Below are 25,367 nucleotides of genomic sequence, written 5' to 3' on the forward strand. Positions count from 1 at the left end.
ATTTCTCACCGGCGCATCCGGCGAACGCCGTAGGCCGACGCGCCCAGCACCAGCACGCCACCGCCGATCAGCACCGACGTCCAGGGCAGGCTGAAGGCCAGCACCACGCATCCCGCCAGACCGAGCACGGCGACCCAGCGTGACGACCGCAGCGTCAGCGCCGCCGCGTTCGCGACCGCGTAGTAGCTCAGGACGGCGAAGGACGAGAAGCCGATCGCGGCACGCAGGTCGAGCGTCGCCGCGAGCACGGCGACGACCAGCCCGACGGCCAGTTCGGCCCGGTGCGGCACGCCGTAGCGCGGGTGCACCGCGGCGAGGAACCGGGGGAGGTGGCCGTCGCGGCTCATCGCCAGGGTCGTGCGCGAGACGCCGAGGACGAGCGCGAGCAGCGAACCGAGCGCCGCCAGCGTCGCGCCGACGCGGACAACCGGCGCGAACCAGCCCGGGACGGCGGCCGCGATCGGGTCCGGGCTCGCGGCGAGCGCGGCCGGGCCGAGCCGGACGAGCAGCAGCACCGCGAGCGCGGCGTAGACGACCAGGGTGACGCCCAGGGCGATCGGGATGGCGCGCGGAATGGTGCGAGCCGGGTCGCGGACCTCCTCACCGAGCGTCGCGAGCCGCGCGTAGCCCGCGAAGGCGAAGAAGAGCAGTCCGGCCGCTTCGAGGATCCCGCCGGTGCCGGGCCAGGCGACGAGCGGCCCGCCCGCGTGCGGCCCGGCACTCATCATCACCGCCGCGACGGTGAGCACGAGCAGCGTGCCCGTCACGATCACCCGCGTCGCCAGCGCCGAGCGGTGGACGCCGAAGTAGTTGACGGCCGTGAGCGCGGCGACCACCGCGACGGCGAGGAGGCTCCGCCACGGCGACCCGAGCCCGGGTGCGGCGTACGCGACGACGGTCAGCGCCATCGCCGCGCAACTGGCCGTCTTGCCGGTGACGAATCCCCAGCCGGCGAGGTAGCCCCAGAATTCACCGAGCCTTTCCCGGCCGTATACGTAGGTTCCGCCGGATTCCGGATGAATCGCCGCGAGCCGCGCGGAAGACGTCGCATTGCAGTACGCGACGACGGCCGCGACGACCAGCGCGGGCAGCAGCCCGGCCCCCGCGGCGTGCGCCGCCGGCGCGAACGCGGCGAACACGCCGGCGCCGATCATCGAGCCCAGGCCCAGGAAAACGGCGTCGGCGAGGCCGAGCCGGCGAGTCAGCGGTGCCGGGCGCATCCGGGTGATCCTCCGTGTGTCGGCCGTGTTACGCGCCACAGCCAACCACGGCGTCGGCGTGAGGCAATAGGGTCGATTCCGTGCCTGCCCCTTCGCGTTATTCCCGCCTGTCCGCCGACGGTCCCGTGCTCGACGGGATTCCCGAGCACGGCCGTGTCCCGCGTTACTACGCGGTCAAAGTCGAACTGCTGGCGGTGATCGCGGAACTCGGCGAAGGCTCGGTGCTGCCCACGGAACGGGAACTGTGCGAGCGGTTCGAGGTGTCGCGGGCGACGGTGCGGCAGGCGGTCAGCGAGCTGGTCCTCGAAGGCAAGCTCAGCCGGCGGCAGGGGAGCGGCACGTACGTCGCCGGCCCGAAGCTCATCCAGCCGCTGGCCCTGGTCAGCTACACCGAGGGCCTGCGGCGCCAGGGCATCCGCCCCGGCCGCAACGTGGTGACGCTGGAGCGGCGCGTCGCCGGCAGTGCGCTGGCGGCCGACCTGCAGGTCACGTCGGACGCCGAGGTGATCCACATCGAGCGCGTCCTGCTGGCCGACGAGGAGCGCGTCGGCCTGGAGTCGACTTATCTCCTCGCGTCCCGGTTTCCGACGCTGATGGACGTCTTCGACCCGGAGCAGTCCCTGTACGCGTGCTTGAGCCAGCGGCTCGGCGTGGTCTTCGACGGCGCCGAGGAGCGGGTCGAGACGGTGCTCGCGACCCCGCGCGAGGCGCTGCTGATCGGGACGAACCCGGCCCTGCCGATGCTGCTGATGCACCGCGTGTCATGGGGCCCGGACGGCGCCCCGTTCGAGCGAGTCCGCTCGCTGTACCGCGGCGACCGGCTGAGCTTCATGACCCGCCTGGGCCGCGTGGACTGATCTGCCGCGTGGAGTGACCTGCTGCGTCGCTCGGGCGGCTGTCCTGCGCGGAGGCCCGCCGATCGAAGTCGGCCGCACCCACGCGAGTTCGCAGCAGCCGTGCCCCCCTAGAACGTCCCCCACCCTCTCCGGGGGGCGGCCCCAGTCCATCGTATCGGGAGCATCCGACGAGAAGCCGGATATGTGCGCTGCCGGGCCTCGCTGTCCACATCACGGCGTGCCTGTGGACAACCGGCTTGAGCGATGTTCTTTCCGGTGAGCCTGACGCGGCTGCTCGACATCTTCCGGCGCTCGCTGGGCTCGCCAGCGTCAAGATAACAGAACGGTAACTCATCCGGTCCAATATTCGGTGGCGCTTCACGTTGTGTTCGCCGTCGGGACAGGCGCCGTTGGCGCGTGGCCGCGAGCGTGTGCGGCGTGCGAATCCTCATCGTGGGCGGTGGCGTGCTCGGCACGCTGCACGCCTGGCAGGCCGTCGAACGCGGCCACGACGTCGTCCAGCTCGAACGTGAACCCGAGGCCCGGGGCGCGTCCGTGCGCAACTTCGGCCTGGTCTGGGTCGGGGGCCGGGCCACCGGCGCCGAACTGGACACCGCGCTGCGGGCGCGGGCGCTGTGGGAGCGGATCGGCGAGCGCGTCCCGGGGCTCGGCTTCCGTGCGAACGGCTCGCTGACCGTCGTCCGGACCGCGGCCGAACTCGCCGTGGCGCAGGAGGTGGCCGCGGGTGCGGAAGCCGCCGATCGCGGGTACAAGCTGCTCGACGCCGCCGAAGCCAAAGACCTGAATCCGGCTCTGCGCGGCGACTTCCTCGGCGCGCTCTGGTGCGATCGAGACGCCGCCGTCGAACCCCGCGTCGCCCAGCCCGCCCTGCGTGCCGAACTCGAGCGCAGTGGCCGCTACACCTGGCGGCCCGGCCGGGAGGTCCGGCACCTGACCGCCACCGGCGTCGTCGACGACCGGGGGGAGCGGCACGACGGTGACGTCGTCGTCTTCTGCACCGGCGCGTGGACCGGCGGGCTCGTGCGCGAGCTGGCCGGCGAGCCGCCGGTGCGCAAGGTGCGGCTGCAGATGGCGCAGACCGAGCCGCTCGGCGAGGAGCTGACCACCAGTGTCGCCGACGGTGACAGCTTCCGCTACTACCCCGCCTACCGCGGCCCGGCCCTCGACACGCTGGCGGGGACGCAGCCGCAGGGGGACGTCGCGGCGGAACACCGCATGCAGCTGCTGCTCGTCCAGCGGCTCGACGGCTCCCTCACCATCGGCGACACCCACGAGTACGACGAGCCGTTCGCCTTCGACGTCGCCGAAGACCCGTACGAGCACCTCGCCGACGTCGCGTCGGCGCTGCTCGGGCGGCCGCTGCCGCGCGTCCGGCGCCGCTGGGCCGGCGTCTACGCGCAGACCACCGACACCGGGCGGATCGTGCACCGGGAGCGCGTCGCGGGCAACGCCTGGCTCGTCACCGGACCGGGCGGCCGCGGCATGACCTGCGCCCCCGCCATCGCCGAGGACACCGCCGAGGAGCTGAACCTGTGACCACCGAACTCGTCGTCCTGGACATGGCCGGCACGACCGTCGCGGACGACGGCCTCGTCGTGCGCGCCTTCACCGAAGCGATCCGCGCCATCGGCGTGCCCGATGAGCGCTACCCGGACATGCTCGAGTACGTCGTCGACACCATGGGCCAGTCGAAGATCACCGTCTTCCGCGCCCTGCTCGACGACGAAACCCTTGCACAGCAAGCCAATGCGGCGTTCGAAGGCGCGTACGGCGACCTCGTGCGCGGCGGCGCGTGCACCCCGATCGACGGCGCCGAAGACGTCGTCCGCGGCCTGCGCGAGGACGGCGTCAAGGTCGCCTTCACCACCGGCTTCGCCCCGGTGACCCAGCTGGCCATCCTCGACGCGCTCGGCTGGCGCGACCTCGCCGACCTCGCGCTCGCCCCCGGCGACGGCGTGCGCGGCCGCCCGTTCCCCGACCTCGTCCTCACCGCCGCGCTGCGGCTCGAAGTCACCGACGTGCGCCACGTCGCCGTCGTCGGCGACACCGCGTCCGACGTCCTGTGCGGCCGCCGCGCGGGCGCGTCGGTCGTCGCCGGCGTCCTCACCGGCGCGGGCCGCCGCGAAGACCTCCTCGAAGCCACCCACGTCCTCGATTCCGTTCGCGAACTTCCCGCCGTGCTAGGAGAAAACCGATGAGAAAGACCATCGCCGTGCTCGCCGTGGCGCTGACCGGCCTGCTCGCCGCCTGCGGTGGCACCGGCGCCGCGTCCGCCGGCGGCAAGACCGTCACCGTGTACACAGTGGACGGACTGGAAGACTGGTACACCGCCCGGTTCGCCGAGTTCAAGCAGCAGACCGGGATCACCGTGGAGGCCGTGACGGCCGGCTCCGGCGAGGTCGCCTCACGCGTCGAAAAGGAGAAGGCCAACACCAAGGCCGACGTCCTCGTCACGCTGCCGCCGTTCATCCAGCGCGTCGCCGGTCTCCTGCAGCCGTACACCCCGGCGGGCGGCGACAAGGTGGCGGACAAGGACCCGCAGGGCCGTTACTTCGCGATGATGAACAACTACCTCAGCTTCATCCGCAACCCGGGCGCCACCCCGAAGACCTGGGACGACCTGCTCGACCCGAAGCTCAAGGGCAAGGTCCAGTACTCGACGCCCGGTGAGGCCGGCGACGGCACCGCGGTCCTGCTGCAGCTCCAGCACGTGCTGGGGGCGCAGGGCGCGCTCGACTACCTCGGCAAGCTGGAGGCGAACAACGCCGGGCCGTCGTCGTCCACCGGCAAGCTGCAGCCGAAGGTGGCCAAGGGCGAGCTGCTCGTGGCCAACGGCGACGTCCAGATGAACCTCGCCGAGATCGCCAAGAGCGGCGGCTTCGACGTCTTCTTCCCGGCCGACGCCCAGGGCAAGCGCTCGACGTTCGCGCTGCCCTACTACGCCGGGCTCGTCGCGAACGCGCCGCACGCGGACGAGGCGAAGAAGCTCCTCGACTTCCTGCTCTCGCCCGCGGTCCAGGCCAAGACCGCCGACGCGTTCGGCATCCCCGCCCGCGCCGACGTCACGGCGACCGGCGCCAACGCCGGCAAGATCACGGCCGCGCTGCAGGGCGTCGACATCTGGCAGCCGGACTGGACCACCGTGCTCGGCAAGCTCGACGCCGACATCGCCGCGTACAAGAAGGCCGTCGGCCGATGACCCCGGCGGTCGAGTTCCGCGACGTCTCCGTCCACTTCGGACGGACGACGGCGCTGGACTCGCTGAACCTCGCCGTGGCCCGCGGCGAGACGCTGGCCCTGCTCGGGCCGTCCGGCTCCGGCAAGTCGACGGCGCTCAAGGCGCTGGCCGGGTTCGTGCGGCCCAGCTCGGGTCGGGTGTTCCTGGCCGGGCAGGACGTCACCGACCTGCCGCCGCACCGGCGCGGCCTCGGCGTCGTCGTGCAGAGTTACGCGCTGTTCCCCCATATGCGCGTCGCCGCGAACGTCGCTTTCGGACTGAACGCGCGCCGGGCCCCGCGTGCCGAGGTCGCGGCGCGCGTCGCCGAGGTCCTCGACCTCGTCGGCATGGGCGCCTACGCCCGGCGGTACCCGCGCGAGCTGTCGGGCGGGCAGCAGCAGCGGGTCGCGCTCGCCAGGGCCCTCGCCATCCGGCCGGACGTCCTGCTGCTCGACGAGCCACTGTCCGCATTGGACGCCGCGCTGCGCGAGGACATGATCGCGGAGCTGCTGCGGCTGCGCGCCGAACTGCCGGACACTACGCTGGTCTACGTCACCCACGACCAGGGCGAGGCCCTCGCGCTGGCCGACCGGATCGCCGTCATGCGCGACTCCCGGCTGGTCGAGACCGGCCCGTGCGAACAGCTCTACCGGCGCCCGGCCGACGGGTTCACCGCGAGCTTCCTCGGCGCGGCCAACCTCATCCCGGTCGAGGTCATCCACGCCGGGACGCCGTCGACCGTCCGGCTCGGCGAGCGGGTGCTGACCGCCGAACCGACCGGCGCGCTGAGCCCCGGGCAGCCGGTGGCGCTCGGGGTGCGCCCGCACCGCGTCGGCGTCGGCGAACCCGGCGCGGACACGCTCCCGGCGCTGGTCCGCGCGGTCCAGTGGCGCGGCACCGGCTACCGCCTGGACCTGGAACTGGCGGCGACGGGCGGCACGATCCGCGCGGAGGTCCCGGACGTCGCCGGGCTGGCGGTGGGCACCCCGGTGGGAGTGTCCATTCCGGACGGCTGCCCGCTGGTCGGGGTCGGCGCATGAGCGGCGTCGCGCTGGCGGTCGTGAGTGGGAAACAGTGTTCTAACACTGTTTCCCACTCACGACGGGGTCTGTGGCTGCTGCCGCCACTGGTGGTTGTGGCCGTCTTCTTCGGGTACCCGCTGGTCCTGGTGGCCGGGCAGTCGCTCACCACGGACAACGGCTTCGGGCTGGCGAAGTGGGCCGAGGTGCTCGGCTCCGCGGAGTTCCAGGACGCGGCGTGGCAGACCGTGCTGCTGGCGCTGGGCGCGACCACCGGCTGCGTGCTGCTCGGCACGTTCTTCGCGCTGGTCGTCGCGTTCGTCCCGTTCCCCGGGGCGCGGACGCTGTCGCGGCTGGTCGACACCGTGCTGGCGTTCCCGTCGTTCCTCATCGCGCTGGCGTTCACGTTCCTCTACGGCAGCGCGGGCGTCTTCGGCGCCGGCGGGTTCCTGTACTCGCCGTGGGGTGTGCTGCTGGCCGAGATCACCTTCTACACGCCGTTCGTGATGCGGCCGGCGCTCGCGGCGTTCAGCCAGGTCCCGGGCGTGCAGCTGGACGTCGCGGCGGCGCTGGGCGCGCGTCCCGGCCGGGTGCTGTGGCGGGTAGTGCTGCCAGCGGCGCTGCCGTCGCTGGCCTCGGGTGCGTGCCTGACGCTGCTGCTGGCGCTGAACGAGTTCGGCATCGTGCTGTTCCTCGGCGCCAAGGGCGTCACGACGTTGCCGATGCTGGTGTACGGCAAGGGGATCGTCACGTTCGACTTCCCGGCGGCGAGCGTCGTCGCGCTGGTCGACGTCGCGATCTCCCTGCTGCTGTACGGGAGTTATCGGGTGCTGGGAAGGAGACGCGGTGCTGCTGTGGACGCGGCGTAGCAAAGCGCTGCTGTGGCTGGTGTTCGGCGTGCTGTTCGCGGTGGTCGTCGCGGCGCTGCTGGTGATGATCGTGCTCGCGTCGTTCGCCGGGCACTGGACCGGCGTGCTGCCGGGCGGGTTCACCCTCGGCCACTACACGGAGGCGTTGTCGGGGGAGACGTTCGCGAGCCTGGCGGTCAGCGTCCAGACGGGCGTGCTCGCGGGCGCGGCGGCGGTGCTGCTCGGCACGTGGGCCGCGCTGGCGGCGGAGACCGCGCCGCGACGGCTGCGGCGGCTCACCGACACAGTGTTCCACCTGCCGATCGCGGTGCCGTCGGTGGTGCTCGGCCTGGCGCTGCTGGTCGCGTTCAGCCGGCCGCCGCTGGCGTTCAACGGGACGCGGTGGATCGTGCTGCTCGGGCACCTGCTGATCCTGCTGCCGTTCGCCTACAGCACGGTCTCGGCGGCGCTCGCCCGCGTCGACCCGCAGCTCGCGCAGGCCGCGGCGTCGCTCGGCGCGTCGCCGGCGCGGGTGCTGCTGCGGGTGCGCGTCCCGGTGCTGCTGCCGGCGATGACGGCGTCGGCGAGCCTCGCGCTGGCGATGTCGATGGGGGAGCTGGGCGCGACGATGATGCTGTACCCGCCGGACTGGCGCACGCTCCCGGCGAGCATCTTCGCGCTGACCGACCGCGGCCAGGTGTTCCTGGCTTCGGCGGCGACGGTGCTGCTGCTGGTGGTGACGCTGGCCGGGGTGAGCCTGCTCGGCCTGGTCCGGGGACGAGCCGCCCATCGGTGACGTTCCGGGCCGTTTGGGAGGCGCCGTGCAACCAGACGACCCCGCGTTCCGTCCTGGACGTATGCGCAACGCGGTGAAACTGCTGGGGACGGGCCTGCTGCTGCTCACGATGACGGCGTGCGGTGCTTCTTCGACCGGGGCCGGGGCTCCCTCGGCCTCTTCGGCCACTCCGCCGCCGGTCAGCAGTACCGGGCCGGAGACGCCGACGACGGCACCGACCGTGCCGGGCACTGTGACGCCGACGTTCGACCCGCCGCCCCCGGGCACGGTCGGCCGCCCGACGCAGGGCATCGCCCCGGGTGACGACGTCATCGCCGAGACGCAGGTCGACGCGCGGGGGCTGCCGGAGGGCTACCCCCGCACGCTGACCCGCAGCCTGGACGGCAAGACGGTGCTGCTGGGCGCCGAGGAGGGCGGCTGCCGCCGCGTCTCGGCCCGGGTCGGCGAGCAGAGCGCGGCGCAGGTGGTCGTGCTGATCGCGGTGACGTCCGGGACGAAGGGCCAGATGTGCCCGGACTACATCAAAGAGATCAGCATCCCGCTGGCGCTGGCCGCGCCCCTCGGCACCCGCACGGTCGTCCTCCGCCAAGGCTGACGCCCCCGACATCACCCGAAAGCGCACGCCCCCACGAACGTGTCGCCTCACCCCGCGCAAACCCGCATCTTTCCTAGCGAAAGTGGCGGGTTTGGCTCACGCGGGGTGAGTGGCCGCGGCCATGATCGGGTGCCAGCGGGTGGCGTCGAAGATCAGCGTGATCGACTCGATCCGGCCGTCCTGGAGACGGAAGTGCTCCGCCGTGCGTTGTGTGCCCACCGGCGTCGCTGTGTGGACGTCGTAGACGAGCGTGGCCTCCGATTCGCCGTACAGCTCGCTGATCATCTCCACGCCCGAGACCACCTGGAGGAAGCCGGCGAGCCCGGCCAGGTGACCGTCGGCGTCGGCGCTGAGCAGCGGGCTCTCGAAGGTGAACGCGTCGGCCAGGCGCGCGGCCGCGGCGGGCACGTCGCCGGCGAACCTCGCCCGGTGGTAGGCCTGAACAGTCTCGCGGGTCGTCATTTCCGTTCCTCCAGGTAGCGGGCCAAGTGGTGCTGGTTTTCCACGACACGCAGGCACAAGTGCCGCAGCAGCGCGGTTTCGCCGGGGGTGAAGCCGCGGAAGACGGCCGCCATGGCCGCCTGGGACGGGCGCCGGAAATCCTCGAGCCACGTCCGCCCGGCCGGGGTGATCCGGGCGAGCACGGACCGCCGGTCCGCCGGGGCGGGGACGCGCTCGGCGAGCCCGCCCCGCTCGAGCGTGTCGACCAGGCCGGTCACGTTCCGCGAGCTCACCCCGGCGGCGCCGGCCAGGTCCTTGATGCTGATCCCGGCCTCGCTCCCGCCGATCCGGATCAGGACGTCGAGGGCGCCCGGGCTCAGCCCGCGGCTGTCCGTCCCGTGCGAGCGCAGCCAGTCCAGGCCCCGCGCGGCCGTCCGGACGGCCGCGGCCGCTTCCAGCGGGCCGAGGTCGTCGTCGACGGCGAAGTCGCCGAGCGCGGCCCGGACCCGAGGGTCGAACAGCCGGTCTTCAGGGTCACGAGCGAAATCTACGTCCTTCATGATGAAGCACTACATTAGTACGTACTTCCGTATTTGTCATCGATCTTCGTGCAACCCCGTGCGGCACCCGTTCCGTCCTGGACGCATGAGGTACTCAGCGAAGGTGGTCGGGACAGGCGCACTCCTCTTCATGGTGACGGCCTGCGCCGGCCAGGACATGCCCATCAGCCAGCCCGCTTCCGGCGGCGACTCCGCAGCCCCCTCCGGCAGCGTTTCGACGTCGCCGAGCGAGTCGGTGCTGCCGACGGCGCCCTCGGCGAACCCGCCGGGCAAACCCCGGCTCACCGTGCCCGAAGGCAGTACCCCGGTGCCGCCGAACAAGGTCGACGCGGCGGCGCTGCCGGCCAGCTACCCGCACGAGGTGTGGACGGCCAACGGCGGCACGATCCTCAACATCCGCGCCCAGGAGGGCGGCTGTGGCCACGCCCTCGGCGAGGCGACCGAGCAGGCCGGCGACCGCGTCGTCGTCAACCTGAGCGAGACGAAGGCGCAGACCGGCCAGATGTGCACGATGGACATCCGGTTCCCGGTGATCTCCGTCGCGCTGGCCGCGCCGCTGGACCAGCGCACGGTCGTACTCAAGACGACCAAATGATCTAGGCTCGGGTGATGGGAAGCCGCCAGGTCTCACGCACCACGATCGTCGCCACGACCCCGGAGAAGATCTTCGGGCTCCTGGCCGATCCGGCCCAGCACCCGCTCATCGACGGATCGGGCACGGTCCGGGCGCCCCAGCCGGGGGGCCCGGACCGGCTCGCGCTCGGCACGAAGTTCGGCATGGACATGAAGATGGGCGCGTCCTACAAGGTCCTCAACACCGTGGTCGAGTACGAAGAAGGCCGCCTGATCGCGTGGCGCCACTTCAACGGCCACCGCTGGCGCTGGCGCCTCGAGCCCCTCGACGGCGGCCGCACCGAGGTCACCGAGACGTTCGACTGGTCGACGGCGAAGTTCCCGCTCGCGATCAGCCTCAGCCCGTTCCCGCGCAAGAACGCCCAGGGCATCGAGAAGACGCTGGCCCGGCTCACGGAGCTGTTCCCGGCCTGACCGGGTGGTCCGCGTCACCCGGGCCGGCCGGTAATTAGTTGTACAGTGCTTAATATTGCCACTTGCAACTAGTTTGGGGGCGTCGTGCCTCAGCCGGTCCGGCGGCGGGTGGTCCTCGCCGTCTGCTGCATGAGCCTGTTCATCGTCGGGCTCGACAACACGATCGTGAACCTCGCGCTGCCGTCGATCCGGCGCGAGCTGGGCGCGTCGGTGTCCAGTCTGCAGTGGACGATCGACGCCTACACGCTCGTGCTGGCCAGCTTGCTCATGCTCTCGGGCTCGACGGCGGACCGCATCGGCCGGCGAAGGACGTTCCAGACCGGCCTGGCCCTGTTCAGCCTCGGCTCGCTGCTGTGCGGGATCGCGCCGAACATCGGCTCGCTCGTCGCGTTCCGCGCGCTGCAGGCCATCGGCGGCTCGATGCTCAACCCGGTCGCGCTGTCCATCGTCACCAACATCTTCACCGAACCCCGCGAACGCGCCCGCGCGATCGGCGTCTGGGCCGGGGTCGTCGGGCTGAGCATGGCCGTCGGGCCGGTGCTCGGCGGCGCGCTCGTCGACTGGGCGGGCTGGCGCTCGATCTTCTGGATCAACGTCCCGGTCGGGGTGGCCGCGATCGTGCTCACGGCGGTGTTCGTCCCCGAGTCGCGGTCCCCGTACCCGCGCCGGCTCGACCCGGTGGGGCAGCTGCTGGTCATCGTCCTGCTGGCGTCGGTCACCTACGGGATCATCGAAGGGCGCGGCGCCGGCTGGGGTTCGCCGGAGATCATCGGCTGTTTCGTGCTCGCCGCGGTGGCGCTGGCCGTGCTGCTGCCCTACGAACGCCGTCGCCGGGATCCGTTGCTGGACCTGAAGTTCTTCCGCAGCGTGCCGTTCTCCGGCGCGACGCTGACCGCCGTCACGGGGCTCGCGGCGCTGTCGGGCTTCCTGTTCCTCAACTCGCTCTACCTGCAGGACGCCCGCGGGCTGTCCGCGCTGGACGCGGGCCTGCTGACGCTGCCGATGGCGGCGGTGACGGCGGTGTTCGCCCCGCTGTCCGGCCGGCTGGTCGGCGCGCGCGGGCCGCGGCTGCCGCTGCTCGTCGCCGGCGCGGGGATCGCGGCGTCGGGGATCGTGCTCTCCGGGATCAGCCCGACCACCCCGATTCCCGTGCTGATGCTGGGTTACGTGTGCTTCGGCGCCGGGTTCGGCATGCTCAACGCGCCGATCACGAACGCCGCGGTGTCCGGCATGCCGCGTGAGCGCGCCGGGCTCGCCGCGGCCGTCGCCTCGACCAGCCGCCAGATCGGGATCTCCCTCGGCGTGGCCGTGATCGGCGTGGTCGTCGCCTCGAGCGACGGGCTGCCGCCGGGGACGGGCCGCACCGGCTGGGTGATCATCGCCGGCTGCGGGGTGGTGGTGTTCGCGCTGGGGTTGATCACCACCGGCCGGTGGGCGCGGGCGACCGCCGCGCGCGTCAGTGGTCCGGACCACCTCGGCGAGCCCGTGACCTCGGCTTCGGGCAGCTAGGCCGAAAAAGTCCCGCATCTCGGTGAACCACCTTCGTTACCGGGCCGTATTCCCGGATGAGGTGGTGATCAGAGAGGAACGGAACATGCCCCGGTTGAGTAGTGGTCGGCACCGCAAGCGAGCGACCATCGGACTGGCCGCGCTGCTGGGCGTTTCCGGCGTCACCGCGGCCGCGATCGCGCTGAGCAGCCCCGCGAGCAACGCGGCCGAGGCACCCAAGGAGAACTGCGGGGGACTCGACACCGCGCTGCAGAACAACCTGAACTTCATCGCCGGCCAGCAGGCGAACCCGGACGCGCAGTCGGCCGCGAGGATCGCCAACCGCCAGGCGGTGGTGGACCTCATCCAGCAACGGCGGGTGGTCGCGGAGTGCACCGCGAACGTCGTCGCGAACAACGGCCAGGCGGCCCCGGCGCAACAGGCTCCGGCCCAGCAGGCGCCCGTGCAACAGGCCCCGGCCCAGCAGGCGCCCGCACAGCAGGCTCCGGCGCAGCAGCAGAACCAGAACGGTGCCGCGACGGGCGACGTGGTGTGCGCCGGCTCGACCGTGACGCTCTCGGGCGAGGCCGGTGCGCCGGCGGCGTCGAGCAACCAGTTCCCCGCGGGGACCAAGCTGAAGGTGACGAACCTCGACAACTCGAAGTCCACCACCGTGACGGTGACGTCGGTGTCGGGCAGCTGCGCGCTGCTCAACAACGCGGCCTTCGAACAGGTTCGGGAACCCGGAAAGTTCCTCATCCGGCGCGCGCGGATCGAGCGCGTCGGCTGAGGGAGCAGGGAAGGAGGGGAGCACTGGCGGCGGGCTGGTGCTCCCTTCCCCGCCCTGATCACGCGACGAAGCCCCTCCGGCCACTGTGGACGGCCGGAGGGGCTTCGCGTGCGTTGCGGGTGTTACCGGGTCAGCGGAAGCTGATCTGCAGCACCGGATCGCCGGTGCTGGCGAAGAAGTCGTTGCCCTTGTCGTCGATCACGATGAACGCGGGGAAGTCCTCGACCTCGATCTTCCAGACGGCTTCCATGCCGAGCTCGGCGTACTCGAGGACGTCGACCTTCTTGATGCAGTCCTGCGCCAGCCGCGCGGCCGGGCCGCCGATCGAACCGAGGTAGAAACCGCCGTGCTCTTCGCACGCCGACGTCACCTGCTTCGAGCGGTTTCCCTTGGCCAGCATAACGAGTGAGCCGCCCGCGGCCTGGAACTGCGCGACGTAGGAGTCCATCCGCCCGGCCGTCGTCGGCCCGAACGAGCCGGACGCGTAGCCCTCCGGCGTCTTCGCCGGGCCCGCGTAGTACACCGGGTGGTTCTTGAGGTACTCGGGCATCTCCTCGCCGGCGTCGAGGCGCTCGGCGATCTTCGCGTGCGCGATGTCGCGGGCGACGACCAGCGGCCCGGACAGCGACAGCCGCGTCTTCACCGGCAGCTGCGAGAGCTGCGCGCGGATCTCGGCCATCGGCCGGTTGAGGTCGACCGACACGACGTCGTCGGAGAGGTCCTCCTCGGTGACCTCGGGCAGGAAGCGCGCCGGGTCGCGTTCGAGCTGCTCGATGAACACGCCGTCCGCGGTGATCTTGGCCTTGGCCTGCCGGTCGGCCGAGCAGGAGACGGCGATGCCGACCGGGCACGAGGCGCCGTGGCGGGGGAGCCGGATGACGCGGACGTCGTGGCAGAAGTACTTCCCGCCGAACTGCGCGCCGATGCCGAACTGGCGCGTCATCTCCAGGACCTGCTGCTCGAGGCTCGGGTCGCGGAAGGCGTGGCCGAGCTCGGAGCCCTCCTGCGGGAGGGTGTCGAGGTAGCGCGCGGAGGCGAGCTTCGCGACCTTCAGGTTGAACTCGGCGGACATGCCGCCGACGACGATCGCGAGGTGGTACGGCGGGCAGGCCGCGGTGCCGAGGCTGCGGAGCTTCTCGTCGAGGAAGCGGGCGAGCCGCTTCGGGTTCAGGACGGCTTTCGTTTCCTGGTAGAGGAACGTCTTGTTGGCGCTGCCGCCGCCCTTGGCCATGAAGAGGAACTCGTAGGCCGGGTCGTCCTGGCCGTCCTTGTGGTAGAGCTCGACCTGCGCCGGCAGGTTCGTGCCGGTGTTGCGCTCGTCCCAGAAGTTGACCGGCGCCATCTGCGAGTACCGCAGGTTGAGCTGCTGGTAGGCGTCGAAGATGCCCCGCGAGAGCGCGCGCTCGTCGTCACCGCCGGTGAGGACGCCTTCGCCGCGCTTGCCGATGACGATCGCGGTGCCGGTGTCCTGGCACATGGGCAGCACCCCACCGGCCGAGATGGCGGCGTTGCGGAGCAGGTCCATGGCGACGAAGCGGTCGTTGCCGCTCGCCTCGGGGTCGTCGACGATCGCGCGCAGCTGCGTCAGGTGTGACGTGCGCAACAGGTGCTGGATGTCGGTGATGGCCGTGCGCGCCAGGGTGGTCAGCACCGCGGGGTCGACCTTCAGGAACTTCCGCCCGGCGGCTTCGAAGGTCTCGACGCCCTCGGCGGTGACCAGCCGGTACTCGGTGGTGGTGTCCTTGCCCAGCGGGAGGACTTCGGTGTGCTGAAAAGTGGTGGTGGACGGCACTGCCAGGCTCCTTTGCCAGCTCCGGGATCGGTCCACCCTACGCAGGTGCGACGGCCACGCCCCAGAGGCATCCGGCCACTGTGGGCCACCCCACGGCCCGCAATCGCGCCCCCACCCTCCCTGGGGGGCGTGCCCTTGTCCAGTTTATCGGGGGCGCTCGGCGAAACCCGGGGAAAGCGGCAACCGGGGCCTGGTTGTCCACATCACGGCAGGGCTGTGGAAAGCCCGGTCCGGCGCGGAGGGAGCCGACCGGCCGAGCAGGCGAGCCGACTGCCTGGGTACGTGAGCCGACGGTCTGAGTGCGCGAGCCGACTGCCTGGGTACGCGAGGCGACCGTCTGGGAGCTGGGCGACGCCGGCGCCTGAGGTTTGGGTCGGGAGGCCGGGTCCACCCCGACGGACCCGACCTCCCGGGGAAAGCGCCCGGATGCGTGCACATCCAGTCGCGAGGCTTGTCGCCGTACCCCACCGGCCTTCACCCGACAGTGGCGTGACGTAGGTCATAAGTCAATCCGGCCGAACGGGTGTTGCGAAGGTTTGCTACCCACGTCATGTGGGGCCGAAACCTCAGTTTGGTGGCTTATTTTCCGATCGCGCCCGTGAACTGCGGGAACAATCGCGGGTTCGGGCACGAAAACGGGGCGGGCACGCACAGTGTGCGCGGCCCGCCCCGTCCGAGGTGGATCACCGTAAGTGGATCAACTGGCGTAGGCGCGGAGCCGGTCCGCGCGCTCGCCCTGGCGGAGCTTGGACATGACCTCGCGCTCGATCTGGCGGACGCGCTCGCGGGAGAGCCCGAAGTGCTTGCCGATCTGGTCGAGCGTGCGGGGCTGGCCGTCGTCCAGGCCGTAGCGCAGCCGGATGACGTGCTGCTCGCGGTCGTCCAGCGTCGCGAGCACGCGGCGCAGGTCGTCCTGCAGCAGGCCGGAGATCACGGCGCTCTCGGCGTCGGTCGCCTCGGAGTCCTCGATGAAGTCACCGAGCGGGGCGTCCTCTTCCGCGCCGACCGGCATGTCCAGGCTTACCGGGTCACGCGAGTGGTCGAGCAGGTCGGAGATCTTGTGGGCCGGGATGCCGGACTCCGCGGCCAGCTCTTCGTGCGTCGCGTCCCGCCCGAGCTGCTGGTGCAGGTCGCGCTTGATGCGGGCGAGCTTGTTGACCTGTTCCACCAGGTGGACCGGGAGGCGGATGGTGCGGCCCTGGTCGGCCATGCCCCGGGTGATGGCCTGCCGGATCCACCAGGTGGCGTAGGTCGAGAACTTGAACCCCTTGGAGTAGTCGAACTTCTCCACCGCGCGGATCAGGCCCAGGTTCCCCTCCTGGATCAGGTCCAGCAGCGGCATCCCCCGGCCGGTGTACCGCTTGGCCAGCGAGACGACCAGGCGCAGGTTGGCCTCGAGCAGGTGGTTCTTCGCCACGTGCCCGTCACGCACCAGGGCGGACATCTCCGTGCGGCGCTTGGTCGTGAGGTTTTCACCGGTGTCCAGCATGTGCTGGGCGAAAACGCCGGCTTCGATGCGCTTCGCGAGCTCCACCTCGTCGGCGGCCGACAGCAGCGCCGTCTTGCCGATACCGTTGAGGTAGACGCGGACCAGGTCGGCGGCCGGGCTCGGGGCGTCGAGGTCGCCGTCGGCGAGCGCCCCCGCGCTCGGCGGCTCCTCGGAGAACTGGCTCGGAATACGTTCGCGAATCCCGCGCGACTCGCGTTCGAGAGTCTGGACTGACATTCTGCCTCCCCGGTCACGGGCTGAACGTGCTGCGGTGGGTCACGCCGGGTGCGTACCCGCGGACCGAGGCCTGTGGAACCCGGTACGCCGGTCCGGCCGGCTTGGCTGGACATCTGGCACAACGCTCCGGGTTCCCAAAACGTTCCCGGCTCGCTGATAAGGAGACGGCTGCCGGAGCGCTCCGGTTGCTCCACCAATGCTGAGCTTTTCCTGAGAAGGATCAGGGTCCGGGAAACCTGAGAAGACCTTGAGAATTCGGTCAGGAAGTGAACCGCTCCGGAGTGGTCTAGACCTCTACGAGAACGATGAACGGACCGTCGTTCACGCTCGAGACTGCCATCATCGCCCCGAAACGCCCCGTTTCGACGTGCGCGCCGCGCTCGCGCAGGTCAGCGACCACGGCGTCCACCAACGGCTCGGCGACCTCGGGCCGGGCGGCCTGCGTCCACGACGGCCGGCGCCCTTTCTTCGTGTCGCCGTAGAGCGTGAACTGGCTCACCACGAGCAACGGCGCATTCACCGTGGCGCATGATTCCTCGTCACGCAGGATGCGCAACTCGTGCAATTTGCGCGCCATCGTCGCGGCCTTCGCCGCGTCGTCGCCGACGTGGATTCCCAGCAGTACAAGCAAACCCGGTTCGGTGATGGCGCCGACCACCGCGCCATCGACCGTCACGTCCGCCCGGGTGACGCGGGCCGCGACCGCCCTCATCGCCCCGCCGGCACGAGCATCCCGTGCCGCACGAGCTCCCGGACGACGGGCAGCGCGGCGGCGGCCAGCTCGTCCGCTTCGAGGCCCTGGGCGGCCGCGAGCAGCTCGATGAGGTCCTCCAGCGGCAGCGCGCCGCGGCAGCCCGCGAGCAGCCGTGCGGCCAGGTCGTCGACCTCGTGCTGCCAGCCGGGGCCGTCGGTGCGGTGCAGCCGCCGGATCGACGTCGTCCAGCCCTCGTCGCCCGGTTCTTCGACGCTTTCCAGCAAAACGGTGTCGGGTACGACAAATCGGACATCAAGCAGGGAACCGGAATTGCGCAGCCATTCGACGCGGTCCAGCCAGCCCGCCGCTTCCGGGCCCAGCGGGTCGTCGTAAGCCTGCCGCAGGTCCTCGCACACCACGGTCGGTGTGCGCCCGGCCGCACGCCGCAGCGTCACGAAGCCGAAGCCGATGCCCCGGACGTCGTTGGCCGCGAACCAGTCGAGCCACGCCGCCGCCTTCACCCGGCCTTCGGGCGAGCGCGGGTCGATGCCCGCGTCCCGCAGCCACGTGCCGACGTAGAGCGCCGGGTCGGCGACGTCGCGCTGGACGAACCAGGCGTCGGTCTCGGCGGGCAGCCAGCGGCTCACCCGGTCGGCCCAGTCCTCGGTGCCGGTGTGCAGCCAGGACGCCAGCAGCTGGCCGACGCCGTCGTCGTTCAGGAACCCCGGCAGCTGCCGGATGACGAGCGCGCTCGCGTCGTCGCCCGCCAGCCCGGAGTCGCGGTAGGTGTAGTCGACGCGCGCCGGCCCGACCACGAACGGCGGGTTGCAGACGACCTGGTCGAACTTCCGCCGCGCGACCGGCGCGAACCACTCGCCGCGCACCAGCTCGACGTCCAGCTCGTTGAGCCGGAACGTCGCCGCGGCCAGCGCGAGGGCCCGCGCGGAGACGTCGGTGGCGGTGACGCGCCGGGCGTGCCGGGTCGCGTGCAGCGCCTGGACGCCGTTGCCGGTGCCCAGGTCGAGCAGGGTGCCGACCGGCCGGCGGGTGGTCGCGCGGATCAGCGACAGCGACGCGTGCCCGACGCCGAGCACGTGGTCCTCGGGCACGGTCGCGCCGAGGACGTCGGCGTCGAGGTCGGAGACGACCCACCAGGAGCCCTCCTCGTCGCCGTGCGGGCGGACGTCGAGGGCGGCGCGGTAGCCGCCGGCGACGGCGTCGAGCAGGCCGGCCGCGACGGCGTCTTCCGGAGTCAGCGGCGCGAACGCGGCCTTGACGGCGGTCTCCGGTTCCGTCCCGCCCAGCAGGAACAGCCGGATCAGCGTGCCGAGGTCACCCGCGTCCCGGCTCGCCCGGTCCGCCGGTTCCGGCTCGCCGCGGCCCAGCGCCGCGTGTGCGGCGCCGCCGAGGGCGGCCACCACGCCGTCGGCGTCGTAGGAGGTGCGCCGGAAGGCCTCGCGCAGCCGCGCGCAGACGTCGTCGGACAGGTCGGGCAGTACGCTTCGCGTGCTCACGGTGGGTAATGCTGCCACGATGGCTCCTGTGACCCTCGAAGACGTCCTCACCCCGCTCGACGCGGCGCTGCCCGAACTCGAAGCGCTGTACATCGACCTCCACCGCCACCCCGAGCTCTCCTTCGCCGAGACGCGCACGGCCGCGGAGCTGGCCCGGCGGCTGGAGCGCGACGGCTACGAGGTGCACACCGGCATCGCCGGCACCGGGGTGCTGGGTGTGCTGCGCAACGGCGAGGGCCCCACGGTGCAGTTGCGCGCCGACATCGACGCGCTGCCGGTCGAGGAGAAGACCGGGCTGTCGTACGCGAGCACCGAGCGCGGCACCGACGAGCACGGCACCGACGTCCCGGTCATGCACGCCTGCGGGCACGACATGCACGCCACCTGGCTGTCCGGGGCCGCGACGCTGCTCGCGCGCGGGCGCGACGCCTGGTCCGGCACGCTGCTCGTGGTGTTCCAGCCGGGGGAGGAGAGCGCGGGCGGCGCGTCGGCGATGGTCCGCGACGGCCTGTTCGACATCGCCGGGAAGCCCGACGTCGTGTTCGGCCAGCACCTCGTGCCCGGCCCGGCGGGCTGGGTGCTCACCCGCCCCGGCGTGATCATGGCCGCCACCGACACCCTGCGGATCACCCTGCACGGCCGCGGCGGCCACGGCTCGCGCCCCGAGACGACCGTCGACCCGGCCGTGCTGGCCGCGTCCGTCGTGCTCAAGCTGCAGACGATCGTCTCGCGCGAGATCGCCGCGACCGACTCGGCCGTGGTCACCGTCGGCTCGCTGCACGTGGGCACGGCGAGCAACGTGATCGCCGACGACGCCGTCCTGGAGGTCAACGTCCGGTCGTTCGACCAGGCGGTCCGCGAGCGCGTGCTGGCCGCGGTCGAACGGATCGTCAACGGCGAAGCCGCCACGGCCGGCGCGCCGAAGCCGCCCGAGATCGTCCGGTTCGGCTCCTACCCGATCACGGAGAACGACGAAGCGGCCAACAACGCGCTCGCCGAGGTCTTCCTCGCCCACTTCGGCCCCGAGGTGACCATGCCGGCGCCGCTGATCACCGGCAGTGAGGACTTCAGCGAGTTCGGCCGGGCGGCCGGCGCGCCGTCGGTGTTCTGGCTGGTCGGCGGGTTCGACCCGGAGACGGTGATCACGGCGATGACCGAAGGCCGCTTCGAGCGTGACATCCCGTCCAACCACTCGCCGCGGTTCGCCCCGGTGCTGCACCCGACCCTGCGCACCGGCATCGAGACGCTCGTCTCGGCCGCGTTGAGCCGGTTGGCCCACCCCGGTGTCGCATGAGCCGCACCGGTGAGACGATGGACGGCGGAGGTGGTGCAGTGACCATGCCCGCCAACGACTCGGACCCGGTGCTGATCACCGGGGCGGCCCCGTCGTACGAAGAGCAGTTCAGGGCTCGCAAGCGCAAGTACGTCATCATGATGGCGTGCCGCATCCCGTGTCTGATCCTCGCCGGGCTGACCTACCACGTGTGGTGGCTGGCGCTCGGGTTCCTCGCGATCTCGGTGCCGCTGCCGTGGATCGCGGTGCTGATCGCCAACGACAGCCCGCCGCGCAAGACCGAGAAGGTCAACCGCTTCCAGGCCGAGCCGACGGCGATCGAGCACACCACCCACCGCGTCATCGACGGCTGAGCCACGTCCCGGCTCGTGAGTGGTAATGAGGGTTCTAACCCGAATTACCACTCACGACGGCTGCGGGCCCACCTTCCCGACGGCCAGCGCGCCCAGCCGCACGCCGTGGCGCAGGATGTCCACAGTGGACTCCCCGGCCAGCCAGCCGGTGAGCACGCCCGCGTCGAACGCGTCGCCCGCGCCCGTCGAGTCCACGCAGTCGGCCTCGATCGCGGGCACGCTCGTGACGCCGCCGCCGTCGACCCAGCTCGCGCCGTTCAGGCCGGCGGTGACCACCACCGCGCCGACCACGCCGAGCAGCTCCTTCGCCGACGCCGGGTCCGCTGAGCCGGTCAACGCGACCAGCTCCTCGGTGTTCGGCATCAGCAGGTCGACGCCGCGGACGTCGTCGAGGAACGCCGCCGGGTCGGTGATGTGCGCCGCCGCCTGCGGGTCCACCGACGTCGTCAGGCCCAGCTCGCGGGCGAGCGCCAGCGACGCGAGACCCGCGGCCCGCGACGGCGGGTCGAGCAGCACGTAACCGGACAGGTGCAGGTGCCCCGCCCCGGCCAGCGCCTCCGGCGTGACGTCCTCGGGCGCGAAGCGCTGGTTGGCGCCGCGGTCGGCGAGCATGCTCCGCTGCCCGGTGGCGTCGACCATCACCACGACGCAGCACGTCGGCGCCTCGGCGTCGACCGCGAACGCGCAGCGCACGCCCGCGGCCTCCAGCTCGGCCTTGATCAGCCGGCCGCCCGGGTCGTCGCCGATGCGCGCGAGCAGCGTCGTGTCCGCGTCCAGCGAACGCAGCCACAGCGCCGTGTTGGCGCCCGAGCCGCCGCCGGTGAACCGGATCTTCGCGCGGGCGTCGCCGCCGTGCGGCAACGGCTTGTCGTGCCGCGCGATCACGTCGAGGGCCGCGTCGCCGACCACCACGATGCCGGTCATGCGCACACCTCGCTGACGCTCGGTGCGGCCTGACCGGCCGGCGCAGTGTTGATTGATTCACTCGCAAGCTCGATCATGCGAGCGCCACCGCGACGTCGGTCGCCAGCTTCGCGTTGTTCAGCACCAGCGCCTCGTTCGCGTCGATGCTCACCCCGCCGCTCGCGGTGTGGAAGTGCTCCAGCAGCACCGGCGTGACCTCGGCGCCGTGCACGCCCCGCTCGGCCACCAGCGCCAGGCCCTCGGCGAGCAGCCGGTCGTGCAGCTCTTTGTCCATTTCGGACGCTTCGGGGATCGGGTTCGCCAGCAGAACACCGGAATCCGCGTACGCGCGGTGCGCGGCGACCACTGCGGCGGCCTGCTTCGCGTCGTCGACGCGCCAGCCCACGGCGTGCCCGGACGAGCGCAGGTAGAACGCCGGGAAGTCGTCGGTGCGGTACCCCAGCACCGGCACCGAGTTCGTCTCCAGCACCTCGAGGGTCGCCGGGATGTCGAGCACCGACTTCACGCCGGAGCAGACGACCACGGTCGGCACCTTCGCGAGCACGCCGAGGTCCGCCGAGACGTCCCAGGACTGCGCGGCGCCGACGTGCACCCCGCCCAGGCCGCCGGTGGCGAACATCCCGATGCCGGCCGCGGCGGCCAGCGCCGACGTGCTCGCGACGGTCGTCGCGCCCGAGCGGCCGAGGCCGACGGCCGGGCCGAGGTCGCGCAGCGACAGCTTGTCCAGGCCGGCGTCCGGCGCGCAGACGCGTTCCAGCTCGGCGGGGGAGAGGCCGACGACGACGCGTCCGTCGAGCACCGCGATGGTGGCCGGGACGGCGCCGCCGTCGCGCACCACGCGCTCGAGGCGCCGGGCGACGTCGAAGTTGCGGCCCGGCGGCAGGCCGTGGGACAGGATGGTGCTCTCCAGCGCGACGACGGGGTGCCCGTCACGCAGCGCGGAAGCGACCTCTTCGTGCAGGTTGAGTGGGGTGGTCACGAGGAACCATCATCGGTGATCGGGTCGGTCCCGGCGCCAGCGGGTCAGCTCGGCGGTCAGGTTCTTTTCCGCGGCGGTCGCCCAGCGTGCCCGCGCGGCTTCGCTGCGGTAGAGCGTCCGCGACAGCATGCCTTCGAGGACGGCGATGCGCCCTTCGCGCCAGACGTCGTCGGGGTACTTCGCGTACTCCTCGCGCACGGCTTCGGCGTACTCCGCGTACTGCGCTTCGGGCGCGCCCAGGATGGCGAGGTCGGCGTCGAGCAGCGCGGTGGCGAGGTGGTCGCCGGCCGGCGCGTCGTGCTTGATCGTGGCCAGGATCAGGCCTTCCACGCGCTCGACCTGCGCTTCGGCGACCCCGGTCAGCGCTTCCCGGGCCCAAGCCGCGCTCGCGCGCTCGTCTTCGCCGGGGTTCGCGTCGTAGACGACGTCGTGCGTCCACGCGGCGACGGCGACGACGGCCCGGTCGGTCTCGCCGAGACCGCCGGCCAGCCAGGCGGAGTCACACGCGACGGCGGCCGCGTGGGTGAGCGTGTGGTAACGGCGATGGGGCTCTCCGTAACGGCTTTCGAGCCGGGGCCAGGCATCCGGCGTGCCGCCGAGCGCGGCGATCGCTTCGGCCCACTTCACGGGAACGTCCAGCGCGTCGGGGTGTTCGTGAAGTCCTTCTCCCGCAACCCGATCACCTTCTCCGGCCGCAGCTGCATCGACGCGTTGGCGGCCGGTTCGAGGAAGTCTTCCTCGTACGACGTCCGGTACTTGGCGTTCATCGCGTCCAGGAACTCCCGCAGCGCCGCCGGATCGGTGACGACCTCGGCGGTGCCCTCGACGACGACCGGCTCGTACGGGTCGTCCGTCGCGATCGACACCGCCGAGCCCGCGGCGACGTTGCGGGCCTTCACCGACCGCAGCGACGACGAGAACCACAGCACCTCGCCGGCGGGCGCGATCCCGTACCCGGGCATGTACGGACGGTGCGTCTCCACGGCTAGTCGAAGATCCCGCGCGGCCGTGCCACCTGGTCGAACCAGTCGTCGAGCTGCTTCTCCCAGTTCACGTCCGGCTTCATCGTGAACAGGCCGAGGAACTCCTGGCCGCGGCCGCCGAAGCCGCCGGTCTTGCTCACCCGGACCCGCTTGGTGACCTCCAGGACGACGTCGGTGCGCTCCGACGACGTCAGGAACGTGACCGCGACCTGGGAAAAGACACTCGCGAAGCGCGGTGAAGGCGCGAAGCGGATCTCTTGGAAGAAGGCGAGCTGCTGGTTCGCGCCGTTGATCCGGCCCTGCTCCAGGATCGCCTCGTGGTAGACGAAACCGATCCGGCCCAGCGCGTCGAGGACCCGCTTCTGCGCCGGGAGCGGCTCGATCGCGACGGCGTCGGCGTCGAACGGGTCGGACACCGCGGCCGCGAGGTCCAGCTCGGCGCGCACGCCGACCGCCGTCCCTGCCAGGGGCTTGCCGAAGACGCTCGTGACCGGCGTCTCCCAGGGCAGCGGGATCTCGAACGGCACGCGCACCTGCTGACCGGCGCGGATGGTCTCGCGGCCGACGAGCTGCTGCGCACCGAACGGGAGGTCTTCGGTCTTGTCCTCGCCGGGGACCTGGACGCGGGCCAGCAGCGTCACGCCCAGCGCGTTGATCTCCTGGTCGACCTCGCCGCCGAGCAGCAGGACCTCGCCGTGCAACGGGCGGCCGGGGGCGGCCGTGCGGTCGAGCAGGCGGGCGTCGATCTTCGCTCCGCCCGAGCCGAACGTCGCGAGCACCTTCTGGAACATGCCGCCGATCCTGCCAGGTCGAGGGGCTTTCGTACGAGCTTCGGGGGGACTGGGGCACAATGGCCGGGTGAGCACCGAGACGCTGACGAAGCCGGAAACCACGCCCGAGGGCACGGAGACCACCGACGACGACACACCGAAGATGTTCCACTACGTGAAGAAGGCCAAGATCGCCGAGAGCGCGGTCATGGGCAATCACGTGGTGGCGCTGTGCGGTGAGGTCTTCCCGGTGACGAAGTCGCCGAAGCCCGGTTCGCCGGTCTGCCCGGCCTGCAAGGAGATCTTCGACGGGCTGCGCAAGGGGGAGTGACCCCGCGCCCGGAACCCCGGCTGACGTCGTCCGCCGGGGTTCAATCCTGTCCGGAAAGGGACAGATCTCCGGGATAAACGTGAAAACCCTTCATTAGACGGGTGCGCGACGCCCGGGAGTGCTGGTAGATCCGGTTCGCCAGGTTTCCCACTCCCACCGGAGGCGTCATGCGCAGAACCGGGATCATCGTCGCCGTAGCCGCCCTGCTCACCGTGTTCGCGCCCGCGCTGGCGCAGGCCGTCACCGGCTGGACCGAGGTCGGCAAGGACCAGGCCCGCGCCCTCGACGAAAGCCAGGGGCTCGCGACGATCGTGCGGCCGTCGGGCACCACCATCCGCTACACCGGGCTCAGCACCATCCCGGCCGACCTGAACTCCCAGGGCTGGAACCACATCGGCGACCCCGGGTCGGCGCAGGGCTGGTATGTCGAGCCCTACCAGCGCGACGACCGCGGCGGGAAGCTCTACCGCGTCCAGGCGCCGGACGGCTCGTGGGCGAACTACAAGCACAGCCTCGAGTCGTGGGAGGCGAACAACAACTCGTTCGCCGCCGTCTCGCCCGACGCGCGCTGGCTGGTCGAGGGCGAGTACGGCACCATGGACCGGCTCCTGGTCCACCCGATGCCCGGCGCGGTGTTCACGACCCCCGCGCAGAACCTGCCGCTGGCCGGGACGATCCGGCTAGACCACCCGGTCCGCGACGTCCAGGGCTGCGACTTCCAGACCGCGACCCGGCTGCTCTGCTCGTCCGACGACCCGGACGGCAGCCTCTTCGGCACGACGAAGCCGCTGCTCCAAGTCGATCTCGCCGGCGGCCTCAACGGCTCCGACGTCGCCGGCCACGTCACCTCGCTCGGCCAGCTGCCACTGCGCAGCGGCTGCAGCGGGACCTTCGAGGTCGAAGGCCTCGACTTCGACGAGCGGGACAACACCCTGCGGGTCATCGTGATGTCGCCGAGCATCTGCATCCTCTTCGACAGCATGACCTACCGCTTCAAGCAGTAGCCGCCACTCGAGCCGTGCTGGAAGGGCCGACACGCGTGATTGAGAAGCCGACTCGCGTGGTTGAAGGGTCGACACGCCGGGTGAACGCCGAAGGCCCGGCACTTTCACGTGAAAGTGCCGGGCCT

General features: G+C 71.6%; 28 protein-coding genes. 16 read left to right on the forward strand and 12 right to left on the reverse strand.

The genetic code is table 11. The features are described 5' to 3' along the window. Positions 1-5 precede the first annotated feature (5 nt). A complete protein-coding gene (locus OG439_RS02190) occupies positions 6-1,220 on the reverse strand; it encodes an APC family permease (protein WP_326947656.1) in 1,215 nt (404 codons plus the stop codon). An 80-nt stretch (positions 1,221-1,300) separates the two neighbouring features. Between OG439_RS02190 and OG439_RS02195 the strand changes: the two genes are divergently transcribed. From OG439_RS02195 to OG439_RS02230, 8 genes are all read left to right on the forward strand, one after another. After that, positions 1,301-2,077: a GntR family transcriptional regulator gene (locus tag OG439_RS02195; RefSeq protein WP_247063452.1), complete on the forward strand. Its 777-nt coding sequence runs from the start codon at positions 1,301-1,303 to the stop codon at positions 2,075-2,077. 417 nt (positions 2,078-2,494) lie between these two features. After that, positions 2,495-3,613: a TIGR03364 family FAD-dependent oxidoreductase gene (locus tag OG439_RS02200; RefSeq protein WP_326947657.1), complete on the forward strand. Its 1,119-nt coding sequence runs from the start codon at positions 2,495-2,497 to the stop codon at positions 3,611-3,613. After that, positions 3,610-4,275, forward strand: a complete 666-nt coding sequence (locus OG439_RS02205) for an HAD family hydrolase (protein ID WP_326947658.1) — start codon at positions 3,610-3,612, stop codon at positions 4,273-4,275. Before OG439_RS02200 ends, OG439_RS02205 begins: the two co-directional genes overlap by 4 nt. Then, positions 4,272-5,276: a 2-aminoethylphosphonate ABC transporter substrate-binding protein gene (locus tag OG439_RS02210; RefSeq protein ID WP_326947659.1), complete on the forward strand. Its 1,005-nt coding sequence runs from the start codon at positions 4,272-4,274 to the stop codon at positions 5,274-5,276. Before OG439_RS02205 ends, OG439_RS02210 begins: the two co-directional genes overlap by 4 nt. After that, entirely contained in the window at positions 5,273-6,334 is a 1,062-nt protein-coding gene (locus OG439_RS02215) for an ABC transporter ATP-binding protein (protein ID WP_326947660.1), read from the forward strand. The genes OG439_RS02210 and OG439_RS02215 overlap by 4 nt, the downstream gene beginning before the upstream one ends. Then, positions 6,331-7,182: a 2-aminoethylphosphonate ABC transporter permease subunit gene (locus OG439_RS02220; protein WP_442792276.1), complete on the forward strand. Its 852-nt coding sequence runs from the start codon at positions 6,331-6,333 to the stop codon at positions 7,180-7,182. The genes OG439_RS02215 and OG439_RS02220 overlap by 4 nt, the downstream gene beginning before the upstream one ends. Further along, positions 7,160-7,957 carry an ABC transporter permease gene (locus OG439_RS02225; RefSeq protein ID WP_326947661.1) on the forward strand — a complete coding sequence of 266 codons (798 nt, stop codon included), beginning with the start codon at positions 7,160-7,162 and terminating at the stop codon, positions 7,955-7,957. Before OG439_RS02220 ends, OG439_RS02225 begins: the two co-directional genes overlap by 23 nt. 61 nt (positions 7,958-8,018) lie before the next feature. Further along, positions 8,019-8,552, forward strand: coding sequence for a hypothetical protein (locus OG439_RS02230; RefSeq protein ID WP_326947662.1), 534 nt, complete (start codon positions 8,019-8,021; stop codon positions 8,550-8,552). Between the two features lie 96 nt (positions 8,553-8,648). Here OG439_RS02230 and OG439_RS02235 read toward each other — a convergent pair whose 3' ends face one another. Beyond that, entirely contained in the window at positions 8,649-9,014 is a 366-nt protein-coding gene (locus tag OG439_RS02235; protein ID WP_326947663.1) for a hypothetical protein, read from the reverse strand. Continuing rightward, positions 9,011-9,553, reverse strand: a complete 543-nt coding sequence (locus OG439_RS02240; RefSeq protein ID WP_326947664.1) for a MarR family winged helix-turn-helix transcriptional regulator — start codon at positions 9,551-9,553, stop codon at positions 9,011-9,013. The genes OG439_RS02235 and OG439_RS02240 overlap by 4 nt, the downstream gene beginning before the upstream one ends. A gap of 85 nt (positions 9,554-9,638) precedes the next feature. On the opposite strand from OG439_RS02240, the gene OG439_RS02245 reads away from it, so the two are divergent. The 4 genes from OG439_RS02245 to OG439_RS02260 all read left to right on the forward strand — a co-directional run bounded on the left by OG439_RS02245 (position 9,639) and on the right by OG439_RS02260 (position 12,878). Beyond that, the gene (locus OG439_RS02245) at positions 9,639-10,148 is read left to right on the forward strand and encodes a hypothetical protein (RefSeq protein WP_326947665.1); all 510 of its coding nucleotides are present in this window, start codon (positions 9,639-9,641) and stop codon (positions 10,146-10,148) included. Between the two features lie 14 nt (positions 10,149-10,162). Then, a complete protein-coding gene (locus OG439_RS02250; RefSeq protein ID WP_247063479.1) occupies positions 10,163-10,600 on the forward strand; it encodes an SRPBCC family protein in 438 nt (145 codons plus the stop codon). 84 nt (positions 10,601-10,684) lie between these two features. Next, positions 10,685-12,109, forward strand: a complete 1,425-nt coding sequence (locus tag OG439_RS02255) for an MFS transporter (RefSeq protein WP_326947666.1) — start codon at positions 10,685-10,687, stop codon at positions 12,107-12,109. An 85-nt stretch (positions 12,110-12,194) separates the two neighbouring features. Beyond that, positions 12,195-12,878 carry a hypothetical protein gene (locus tag OG439_RS02260; RefSeq protein ID WP_247063484.1) on the forward strand — a complete coding sequence of 228 codons (684 nt, stop codon included), beginning with the start codon at positions 12,195-12,197 and terminating at the stop codon, positions 12,876-12,878. Between the two features lie 130 nt (positions 12,879-13,008). Here OG439_RS02260 and OG439_RS02265 read toward each other — a convergent pair whose 3' ends face one another. The 4 genes from OG439_RS02265 to OG439_RS02280 all read right to left on the reverse strand — a co-directional run bounded on the left by OG439_RS02265 (position 13,009) and on the right by OG439_RS02280 (position 18,604). Next, positions 13,009-14,670 carry a fumarate hydratase gene (locus OG439_RS02265; RefSeq protein ID WP_326947667.1) on the reverse strand — a complete coding sequence of 554 codons (1,662 nt, stop codon included), beginning with the start codon at positions 14,668-14,670 and terminating at the stop codon, positions 13,009-13,011. A 697-nt stretch (positions 14,671-15,367) separates the two neighbouring features. After that, entirely contained in the window at positions 15,368-16,396 is a 1,029-nt protein-coding gene (locus OG439_RS02270; protein WP_326947668.1) for a sigma-70 family RNA polymerase sigma factor, read from the reverse strand. 286 nt (positions 16,397-16,682) lie between these two features. After that, positions 16,683-17,108: a D-aminoacyl-tRNA deacylase gene (gene dtd, locus OG439_RS02275; protein ID WP_326947669.1), complete on the reverse strand. Its 426-nt coding sequence runs from the start codon at positions 17,106-17,108 to the stop codon at positions 16,683-16,685. Then, entirely contained in the window at positions 17,105-18,604 is a 1,500-nt protein-coding gene (locus OG439_RS02280) for a DUF7782 domain-containing protein (RefSeq protein WP_326947670.1), read from the reverse strand. The genes dtd and OG439_RS02280 overlap by 4 nt, the downstream gene beginning before the upstream one ends. 28 nt (positions 18,605-18,632) lie before the next feature. Here OG439_RS02280 and OG439_RS02285 point away from each other — a divergent pair, with 28 nt between their 5' ends. Together OG439_RS02285 and OG439_RS02290 are read left to right on the forward strand one after the other, a co-directional pair. Beyond that, a complete protein-coding gene (locus OG439_RS02285; protein WP_326951471.1) occupies positions 18,633-19,898 on the forward strand; it encodes an amidohydrolase in 1,266 nt (421 codons plus the stop codon). Between the two features lie 17 nt (positions 19,899-19,915). Continuing rightward, entirely contained in the window at positions 19,916-20,251 is a 336-nt protein-coding gene (locus tag OG439_RS02290) for a DUF3099 domain-containing protein (RefSeq protein ID WP_247063491.1), read from the forward strand. 51 nt (positions 20,252-20,302) lie between these two features. Here OG439_RS02290 and OG439_RS02295 read toward each other — a convergent pair whose 3' ends face one another. The 5 genes from OG439_RS02295 to OG439_RS02315 form a co-directional block, all read right to left on the reverse strand. Beyond that, positions 20,303-21,175, reverse strand: coding sequence for a carbohydrate kinase family protein (locus OG439_RS02295; RefSeq protein ID WP_326947671.1), 873 nt, complete (start codon positions 21,173-21,175; stop codon positions 20,303-20,305). 73 nt (positions 21,176-21,248) lie between these two features. Beyond that, positions 21,249-22,154, reverse strand: coding sequence for a pseudouridine-5'-phosphate glycosidase (locus OG439_RS02300; RefSeq protein ID WP_326947672.1), 906 nt, complete (start codon positions 22,152-22,154; stop codon positions 21,249-21,251). 9 nt (positions 22,155-22,163) lie between these two features. Next, complete coding sequence (locus OG439_RS02305) at positions 22,164-22,781, reverse strand: HD domain-containing protein (protein ID WP_326947673.1); 618 nt, start codon at positions 22,779-22,781, stop codon at positions 22,164-22,166. Continuing rightward, positions 22,778-23,116 carry a pyridoxamine 5'-phosphate oxidase family protein gene (locus OG439_RS02310; protein ID WP_326947674.1) on the reverse strand — a complete coding sequence of 113 codons (339 nt, stop codon included), beginning with the start codon at positions 23,114-23,116 and terminating at the stop codon, positions 22,778-22,780. Before OG439_RS02310 ends, OG439_RS02305 begins: the two co-directional genes overlap by 4 nt. 23 nt (positions 23,117-23,139) lie before the next feature. Next, positions 23,140-23,928: a sporulation protein gene (locus OG439_RS02315; RefSeq protein ID WP_326947675.1), complete on the reverse strand. Its 789-nt coding sequence runs from the start codon at positions 23,926-23,928 to the stop codon at positions 23,140-23,142. Positions 23,929-23,995: 67 nt separating this feature from the next. Here OG439_RS02315 and OG439_RS02320 point away from each other — a divergent pair, with 67 nt between their 5' ends. Then, positions 23,996-24,238, forward strand: coding sequence for a DUF3039 domain-containing protein (locus OG439_RS02320; RefSeq protein WP_247063499.1), 243 nt, complete (start codon positions 23,996-23,998; stop codon positions 24,236-24,238). A 167-nt stretch (positions 24,239-24,405) separates the two neighbouring features. Continuing rightward, on the forward strand, positions 24,406-25,242 hold the full coding sequence (locus tag OG439_RS02325; protein WP_326947676.1) for a hypothetical protein: 837 nt from the start codon (positions 24,406-24,408) through the stop codon (positions 25,240-25,242). Positions 25,243-25,367: the final 125 nt, after the last annotated feature.

It is taken from the genome of Amycolatopsis sp. NBC_01307, assembly GCF_035975215.1.
Classification (GTDB): domain Bacteria; phylum Actinomycetota; class Actinomycetes; order Mycobacteriales; family Pseudonocardiaceae; genus Amycolatopsis.